At 64.6% G+C, this 7,760-nt stretch carries 10 protein-coding genes; 5 read left to right on the forward strand and 5 right to left on the reverse strand.

What is annotated here, in order from left to right; genetic code table 11:
• The 5 genes from ACE3S9_RS11310 to ACE3S9_RS11330 form a co-directional block, all read left to right on the forward strand.
• On the forward strand, positions 1–729 hold a 729-nt coding region (locus ACE3S9_RS11310; protein ID WP_374546565.1), incomplete at its 5' end, for an ABC transporter ATP-binding protein.
• Positions 722–1,426 (forward strand): ABC transporter ATP-binding protein, encoded by a 705-nt coding sequence (locus ACE3S9_RS11315; protein ID WP_374546566.1) that lies wholly within the window; start codon positions 722–724, stop codon positions 1,424–1,426. The genes ACE3S9_RS11310 and ACE3S9_RS11315, both read left to right, overlap by 8 nt.
• 38 nt (positions 1,427–1,464) lie before the next feature.
• Entirely contained in the window at positions 1,465–2,673 is a 1,209-nt protein-coding gene (locus ACE3S9_RS11320) for an ABC transporter substrate-binding protein (RefSeq protein WP_374546567.1), read from the forward strand.
• A gap of 37 nt (positions 2,674–2,710) precedes the next feature.
• Positions 2,711–3,598: a branched-chain amino acid ABC transporter permease gene (locus tag ACE3S9_RS11325; RefSeq protein WP_374546568.1), complete on the forward strand. Its 888-nt coding sequence runs from the start codon at positions 2,711–2,713 to the stop codon at positions 3,596–3,598.
• A gap of 1 nt (position 3,599) precedes the next feature.
• A complete protein-coding gene (locus tag ACE3S9_RS11330; protein WP_374546569.1) occupies positions 3,600–4,562 on the forward strand; it encodes a branched-chain amino acid ABC transporter permease in 963 nt (320 codons plus the stop codon).
• A 146-nt stretch (positions 4,563–4,708) separates the two neighbouring features.
• Here ACE3S9_RS11330 and ACE3S9_RS11335 read toward each other — a convergent pair whose 3' ends face one another.
• The 5 genes from ACE3S9_RS11335 to ACE3S9_RS11355 all read right to left on the reverse strand — a co-directional run.
• Complete coding sequence (locus ACE3S9_RS11335; RefSeq protein WP_374546570.1) at positions 4,709–5,401, reverse strand: DedA family protein; 693 nt, start codon at positions 5,399–5,401, stop codon at positions 4,709–4,711.
• A 108-nt stretch (positions 5,402–5,509) separates the two neighbouring features.
• The gene (locus tag ACE3S9_RS11340) at positions 5,510–6,163 is read right to left on the reverse strand and encodes a DedA family protein (RefSeq protein ID WP_374546571.1); all 654 of its coding nucleotides are present in this window, start codon (positions 6,161–6,163) and stop codon (positions 5,510–5,512) included.
• Positions 6,164–6,276: 113 nt separating this feature from the next.
• Positions 6,277–6,672: a hypothetical protein gene (locus ACE3S9_RS11345; protein WP_374546572.1), complete on the reverse strand. Its 396-nt coding sequence runs from the start codon at positions 6,670–6,672 to the stop codon at positions 6,277–6,279.
• Positions 6,673–6,876: 204 nt separating this feature from the next.
• Positions 6,877–7,584: a class II aldolase/adducin family protein gene (locus tag ACE3S9_RS11350; RefSeq protein WP_374546573.1), complete on the reverse strand. Its 708-nt coding sequence runs from the start codon at positions 7,582–7,584 to the stop codon at positions 6,877–6,879.
• Positions 7,584–7,760, reverse strand: a 177-nt coding sequence (locus tag ACE3S9_RS11355) for a VOC family protein (protein WP_374546574.1), incomplete at its 5' end; no start/stop codon positions are given. The genes ACE3S9_RS11355 and ACE3S9_RS11350, both read right to left, overlap by 1 nt.

The following is a 7,760-nucleotide window of genomic DNA, read 5'->3' on the forward strand; positions in this document are numbered from 1 at the left end:
TTTGCGGGGTTCACGGCGGTGAGCGACGTGAGCCTCCGCGTCCGGCGTCATACGATCCACGCGCTGATCGGCCCCAATGGCGCCGGAAAGACGACCTGCTTCAATCTGCTGACCAAATTTCTGGAGCCGACCCGCGGCGCGATTCGCTATGAGGGCCGCGAGATCACGCGCTCGAAGCCGGCCGATGTCGCGCGACTCGGGCTGGTGCGGTCCTTCCAGATTTCGGCGGTGTTTCCGCAATTCACCGCGCTCGAAAATGTCGGCATCGCGCTGCAGCGCGCGCGTGGCGATTCGTTCGATTTCTGGCGTTCTGACCGCACGCTGCGGCAATATGATTCGCGCGCCCGCGCGCTGCTGGAAGAAGTCGGCCTGACCGAATGGGCCGAGACGCGCGCCGGCGAAATGCCCTATGGCCGCAAGCGGGCGCTGGAAATCGCCGCGACCCTCGCGCTGGAGCCGCAGATGATGCTGCTCGACGAGCCCATGGCGGGCATGGGCCATGAGGATATCGACCGCATCGCCGAACTCATCAAGCGCGTCGCGCAGGGCCGCACCGTGCTGATGGTGGAGCATAATCTGAATGTGGTGGCGCGCATCTGCGATCGCCTCACCGTGCTGACGCGCGGAAAAGTGCTGGCGGAAGGCGATTACGCGGAAGTCTCCGCCAATCCGGCGGTGCAGGAGGCCTATCTTGGCGCGCAGGCGGCGGGGGGCCCCGCACATGGTTGATCCGTTGCTCGCCGTTTCCGATCTTCACGCCTTCTACGGCGAATCGCATGTCCTGCACGGCGCGGCGCTGGAGATCCGGCAGGGCGAGATCGTCACGCTGCTCGGACGCAACGGCGCCGGCAAGACCACCACGCTGAAATCGATCATGGGCATGATCGGCAAGAGGCGCGGCTCGATCCGCTATGACGGCCGCGAGACCATCGCCTTGCCGCCGGAGCGAATCGCACGGCTCGGCGTGGCGCTGTGCCCGGAAGAGCGCGGCATTTTCACCAGCCTCGACGTCGAGGAAAATCTGCTGCTGCCACCGAAGATCGCGCCGGGCGGCCTGAGCCTCGATGAAATTTTCGAGCTGTTCCCGAATCTGCGCGAGCGCCTGAAAAGCCCCGGCGGCAAATTATCCGGCGGCGAGCAGCAGATGCTGGCGATCGGCCGCATCCTGCGCACCGGCGCCAAGCTGCTGATGCTCGACGAGCCGACCGAAGGTCTCGCGCCGGTCATCATCCAGCAGATCGGGCGCACCATCGAGAAACTGAAAGCCCGGGGCTTCACCATCCTGCTGGTCGAGCAGAATTTCCGCTGGGCCTCGGCTTTGGCCGACCGGTTCTATGTGATGGAGCATGGCCAGATCGTCGAATCGTTCGAAAGCGCGGCGCTCGCCGCCAATATGGACAAACTGCACGCCTATCTCGGCGTTTGATTGGAATGGCGCGCGAAGCGCGCCGAAAGGGAGGGGAAATGCTGAAGCGATCTTTTGCCGGCGCGGCCGTCGGCCTGTTCATCGCGGGCGCGGCGTTCGCGGATGACAAAACCATCAAGGTCGGCGTGCTGACCGATATGTCCGGCCCCTATGCCGATGCGGGCGGCGTCGGTTCGGCGGTCGCGGCGCAAATGGCGATCGAAGATTCCGGCATGCTCGCCAAGGGCTGGAAGATCGACCTGATTTCCGCCGACCATCAGAACAAGGCCGATGTCGGCTCCAACCTGGCCCGCGAATGGATCGACCAGGGCAAGGCCGACGTCATTCTCGACGTGCTGACCTCCAGCGTCGCCCTCGCGGTGAACCAGATCGTCAAGGAAAAGAACAAGGTCGTGCTGATCTCCGGCGCCGCCAGCTCCGACCTCACCGGCAAGGCCTGTTCGCCAAACACGATCCACTGGACTTATGACACCTTCTCCCAGGCCAATAGCACCGGCAAGGCGATCACCAAGGCGGGCGGCGACAGCTGGTTCTTCGTGACGGCCGATTACGCCTTCGGCAAGGCCCTGGAGCGCGACACAACCGCCGTGGTCGTCGCCAATGGCGGCAAGGTGCTCGGCAACGCGATGGCGCCGCTCAACAGCGCCGATTTCTCCTCGCAACTGTTGCAGGCGCAATCCTCCAAGGCCAAGGTGATCGGCCTCGCCAACGCCGGCGCCGACACCGCCAACGCCATCAAACAGGCGGCGGAATTCGGCCTCACCCAAGGCGGCCAGAATCTCGCGGCCTTGCTGATGTTCCTCACCGACGTCAATGCGCTCGGCCTCAACGCCGCGCAGGGTCTCGAATTCACCGAATCCTATTATTGGGACCTGAACGACCAGACCCGCGATTTCGGCAATCGCTTTTCCAAGCGCATGAAGAACGGCGCCAAGCCGACCATGGTGCAGGCGGGCGTCTATTCCTCGCTGATCCATTATCTGAAGGCGATCGAGGCGCTTGGATCGCCCGCTGACGGCGCGGCCGTGGTCTCGACCATGAAATCCATGCCGACCGAGGACGAAGCCTTCGGCAAGGGCTATATCCGCCAGGACGGCCGCAAGATCCATCCGGTTTATCTGCTCAAGGTCAAGACGCCGGCCGAATCCAAATATCCCTGGGATTACGCGACCGTGGTCGCGACCGTTCCGGGCGAGGAGGCGTTCCGGCCGCTGGCGCAGAGCGAATGCCCGCTGGTGACCAAGTGACCCGCGCCAAAACGCGCGGCCAAACCGGGGGGATCGCATGATCCCCCTGCTCGGCGTGACGACCCAGGCCTTGTTCGCGCAATTGCTGGTCGGGCTCATCAATGGCGCGTTCTACGCCATGTTGAGCCTCGGCCTCGCCGTGATCTTCGGCATGTTGAACATCGTCAATTTCGCCCATGGCGCGCTCTATATGATGGGCGCGTTCTTCGCCTGGTTCTTGCTGAACACGTTCCATATCGGCTATTGGCCGGCGCTCCTGCTCGCGCCGCTGGGCGTGGCGGTTTTCGGCATGATTCTGGAGCGGACCATGCTGACCCGTCTCGCCGGGCTCGACCATATCTACGGCCTGCTGCTGACCTTCGGCGTCGCGCTGATCCTGCAGGGCGTGTTCCAGAATTTCTTCGGCGCCTCCGGCCAACCCTATCCGGTGCCAGACCTGCTCAAGGGCGGCGTCAATCTCGGCTTCATGTATCTGCCCAATTACCGCGCCTGGACCATCCTGTTCTCGCTCGCCGTCTGTCTCGCGACCTGGTTCGCGATCGAAAAGACCCGGCTCGGCGCTGTCCTGCGCGCGGCGACCGAAAATCCACAACTGACCCGCGCCTTCGGCATCAATGTGCCGCGGCTGATCACCCTTACCTATGGTTTCGGGGTCGGGCTCGCCGCGCTCGCCGGCGTGCTGGCGGCGCCGATCTATCAGGTGCGGCCGCTGATGGGCGCCGATCTCATCATCGTCGTGTTCGCCGTGGTGGTGATCGGCGGCATGGGCTCGATCATGGGCTCGATCGTCACGGGCTTCCTGCTCGGCCTCGTCGAAGGCCTGACCAAGGTGGTCTATCCGCAGGCGGCCAATACGGTCGTCTTCGTCATCATGGTGCTGGTGCTGCTGGTCAAGCCGGCCGGCCTGTTCGGCAGGAAGGCGTGACATGACGGACATCGCCCCTCCCGCCCGCGTTCCCGCCGAAAAACCCGCGACCGAACTCATCGCCATGCTCGTGTTCGGCGCGCTGCTCGTGGCGGCGCCGGCGACGGTCTATCCGTTCTTCCTGGCGCAGGCTTTGTGCATGGCTCTGTTCGCCAGCGCCTTCAACCTGCTGGTCGGCTTCGCCGGCCTGTTGTCGTTCGGCCACGCCATGTTCCTCGGCGGGGCGAGTTATATCGCCGCCGAAGCCGCCAAGGTCTGGGGCTGGCCGCCCGAAGCCGCGATTCTCGCCGGGACTCTGGCCGCGGCCTTGCTCGGCCTCGCCTCGGGCGCGCTGTCGATCCGCCGCCAGGGCATCTATTTCTCGATGATCACCCTGGCCTTGGCGCAACTGGTTTATTTCTTGGCGCTGCAGGCCCCGTTCACCCATGGCGAGGACGGCATTCAGGCCGTGCCGCGCGGGAAATTGTTCGGCCTGATCGACCTGAGCAACGATCTGACGCTCTATTATGTCGTGCTGGCGATCTTCCTGTTCGGCCTGTTCGCGATCTATCGCATCGTGCATTCGCCGTTCGGCACGGTGCTGAAAGCGATCCGCGAGAACGAGACCCGCGCCATTTCGCTCGGCTATCGCGCCGATCAGTACAAGCTCACGGCCTTTGTGCTCTCCGCCGCGCTCGCCGGCCTTGCCGGCGCGACCAAGGCCATTGTCGCGCAAAGCGCCACCCTCACCGACGTCCATTGGACCATGTCAGGCGAAGTCATCCTGATGACTTTGGTCGGCGGCATGGGGACCATCGTCGGGCCGGCGATCGGCGCCTTGATCATCGTCTCGATGCAGAATTATCTCTCGACCTTCGGCCAATGGGTGACCGTGATCCAGGGCGCGATTTTCGTCGTCAGCGTGCTGAGCTTCCGCCGCGGCCTGATCGGCGAGATCGCCCGCCGTTTCAAGCTGTCGCTGTGAGCTTCCATAGCGTATTCGCTGGCGCGGCCCTTCGGGTCAAGCGAAGTGGATGCCGGTTCGCGTAAAGAACCGTAGGTCCGCGAAGCGAATACGCGCCCAAACAAGAATCGAGATCATTTCATTGTTTCTATGAAACAATGAAATGATCAATCGCCGGCGGCCGCCGGCTCTTTTGCCTCGGCCTTCTTTTCCGCAGCCGGCTCCGGCGCGCGCAAGGGACCGGGATAGGCCGCCACCGCCCGCACGATCAATTTCTGCTCCTGGGTGTGGATGATCCACCAGCCGCCGATGACGCCCAGCACCGCGAGGCCCAGCGCGATCTTGCCCAAGGGCCCGGCGACATGTTCGAAGGCGTCGCCGAAGGCGTAGCCGCCCAGCCCGAAGATCACCGCCCAGGCGATGCCGCCGGTGGCGTTGTAGAACAGGAATTGCCCCCAGCTATAGCGGTTCACGCCGGCGAGAAAGGCCGCGAAAATGCGCAGCAGCGCGATGAAGCGCCCGAAAAACACGATTTTCGCGCCGTGGTTGTCGAACAAATATTGGCCGAGCTTGATGCGGTCGTCGGTGAGGCCAAGCTTGGAGCCATGTTTCAGCAGCAGCGGCAGGCCGAAGCGCCGCCCGGCCCAGAAGCCGACATTGTCGCCCAGGATCGCGCCGGCGGCGGCCAGAATGATGACCAGCTTGATGTCGAGCAGACCGGTCGCGCCCGCGAACATGGCGGCCAGCACCAGCGCCGTCTCGCCGGGCAGCGGAATGCCCGCGCTTTCCAGCGCCACAATGCAGAACACCGCCAGATAACCGTGCTGGGCGATCAGAGGCTTTATCGTTTCGATGAACATCTGGCCTTCCATTCGCGCCCGCTGTCGCCCCGGCGCGAGACCGAGGCAGGGCGCCCTTTCCCTGCATTTAGGGCAATAATGTTGAAAATCCCTTGGCGTAACCGAAAGTTACCTTTCCCTTTCGCTCGACCCGGCGAGGCCGAGCGGACCGGGAAGCGCCGCTTTCGCGCGTTCGATCAGCGCCTGCTCGTTCTTTCGGTAATGCCGCCAGGCGGCGAAAATCAGACCGAGCGCGACGAGAAAGCCCGCCGCGCCGAAAGGACCGGCGATCCTGTGGAATTCCGCGCCGAGGAAATAGCCGCCGAGGCCGAATGTTGTGGCCCAGACAATGCCTCCGGCGGCGTTGTAGAGGAAGAAGCGCCAGGGCGCCAGCTTGTTCGCGCCGGCCAGCACGGCCGCGAAAGCCCGCAGCACGGCTACGAAACGCCCGAAAAACACGATGGCCCCGCCGAAACGCGCGAACAGATATTGCCCGAGCCGCAGCCGGTCCTCGTCGAGGCCGAAGCGCCGGCCATGGCGGACAAGCAGGCCGAGGCCGAATTCCCGGCCGAGCCAGAAGCCGATATTGTCGCCGAAAATCGCGCCCGCCGCCGCCGCGGCGATAATGACGGCGATCGAGCCTTCCTGCGTCCGGCCCGCGACGACTGCCGCCGTGACCAGCACGGTCTCGCCCGGCATGGGGATGCCCGCGCTTTCCAGCGCCACCAGGACGAAAATCGCCCAAGGACCATAGTCGGCCAGCAGAGAATGGAGCTGAAGCAAGCGGCCCTCTTGAGAAAGGGGCCGTTATCCCCGCCTTCATGGGCGAAAGCAAGCGAGGGGCAGAAAAAGGCCGCCCCGGACGGGACGGCGGCTGTCTGTCAGGGACGAGGCCTTCAGCTGTAGAGCGCCTTCAATTCAAGCTCGCGGCGCATCAGCGGGCCGGTCCTGGCCTCCCAATGCCGCCGGCGGGCTTCGCCGCCGCTGGCGTGGCGCACCACTTCCAGCGATACGTCCCAGGCGTCTTCCAGCGCCGTCTCCACGACATGGCGCAACCCGGCGAGGATTGGCATTTCGCTGCGGAACATGCCGGTTTCAAGGATTTTTCGCAGCATCGGGCTGGCCTTGCGGTCGTAATCCGACACCAGCCGCGCCACCAGCGCGCCCGTGGTGACGCCCGCCCGCCGCGCGGCGGCGGCGACGCGGCGTTGCAGCTTCCCGCCGATACAGGCGAGGGCCGCCGCGGCGACATGTTCATTGGCGCAGGTGCGGAACAATTCGCTCGTTCGCATGCAACTCTCCGATCTCGAGGCGCGCTGACGGGTTTTTGCTCTGATTATGCGTCCGCGCGCGGCATTTCGGGGAAAAACCGTTCCAGAAACGCAACGCCATTGGGAACGGATGAATGATACCAATGAACGAGGACGACGAACGAATCACAATGGCGTGAGATTCCCGAAACGGGCCGCGTGCCAAGGTCGCAGCTTAACCTTTCGTTAACCTTTCGGCGCGCCCGGCCCATAGCCGGCGAAACGCTCGACCAGCGACAAAACCTCGGTTTCGGACAGGATGACCGGCCCGCCCGCGAGGCTGGCGAGATAATGCAGCCGGGCCAGGGTTTCGAGTTCTCCGGCGAGCCAGAGCGCGCGCTTGAGGTCCGGCCCCACTGCGATCATGCCATGGCTGCCGAGCAACACGCCCTGTCGCGGCCCGAGCCCCGCCACCGCGAGCGCCGACAATTCCGGCGTGCCGAACGGCGCGTAATCGGTACATTCGATGCGGGCGCCGCCGAAAGCCGCGATCATGTAATGGCTGGCTGGGATCGGCCGGCGCAGCATGGACAAAACCGTCGCATAAGGCGCATGGGCGTGCGCCACGGCCCCGACATCCGGCCGCGCGCGGAAAATGTCGCGGTGGAAGCGCCATTCGCTCGACGCCTTCAGGCCGGTTTTCTTGTCGCGGACGGGCGCCTCGGCGCCGAGGTCCATGGCCACGATCATGTCGGGCGTCAATTCGTCGTAATCGACGCCGCTCGGCGTGATCAGCATGCCGTCGCCAAAGCGCGCCGAAATATTGCCGGCGGCGCCCTGGTTGAAATGCTGCGCGTTCATCGCGCGGCAGGCCGCGACAATGGCCTCCCGCGCCGCCCGCTCCGCCTTGCTCTTTGCGCCGTTCTTCTTCTCGGCCCCGCTTTTGCGCGCCATCACCAGCTTCCGATATTGGGCGCGCTGGCCCAGGGCTCGCGCGCCGGCAAGGCGGCGCCCTTCTGCAACAATTCGATGGAAATGCCGTCCGGCGTGCGGATGAAGGCCATATTGCCGTCGCGCGGCGGCCGGTTGATGGTCACGCCGGCGGCGGCGAGCTTGTCGCAGAAACCGTA

Origin of the sequence: Rhodoblastus sp. (assembly GCF_041915505.1) — a bacterium.
Taxonomy (GTDB): Bacteria; Pseudomonadota; Alphaproteobacteria; order Rhizobiales; family Beijerinckiaceae; genus Rhodoblastus.

Excerpts from the sequence above, each read along its gene's own strand:
- ACE3S9_RS11335 (WP_374546570.1), bottom strand. The coding sequence starts at position 5,401 with ATGTTCATCGAAACGATAAAGCCTCTGATCGCCCAGCACGGTTATCTG.
- ACE3S9_RS11350 (WP_374546573.1), bottom strand. The coding sequence starts at position 7,584 with ATGGCGCGCAAAAGCGGGGCCGAGAAGAAGAACGGCGCAAAGAGCAAG.
- ACE3S9_RS11320 (WP_374546567.1), top strand. The coding sequence starts at position 1,465 with ATGCTGAAGCGATCTTTTGCCGGCGCGGCCGTCGGCCTGTTCATCGCG.
- ACE3S9_RS11330 (WP_374546569.1), top strand. The coding sequence starts at position 3,600 with ATGACGGACATCGCCCCTCCCGCCCGCGTTCCCGCCGAAAAACCCGCG.
- ACE3S9_RS11325 (WP_374546568.1), top strand. The coding sequence starts at position 2,711 with ATGATCCCCCTGCTCGGCGTGACGACCCAGGCCTTGTTCGCGCAATTG.
- ACE3S9_RS11345 (WP_374546572.1), bottom strand. The coding sequence starts at position 6,672 with ATGCGAACGAGCGAATTGTTCCGCACCTGCGCCAATGAACATGTCGCC.
- ACE3S9_RS11315 (WP_374546566.1), top strand. The coding sequence starts at position 722 with ATGGTTGATCCGTTGCTCGCCGTTTCCGATCTTCACGCCTTCTACGGC.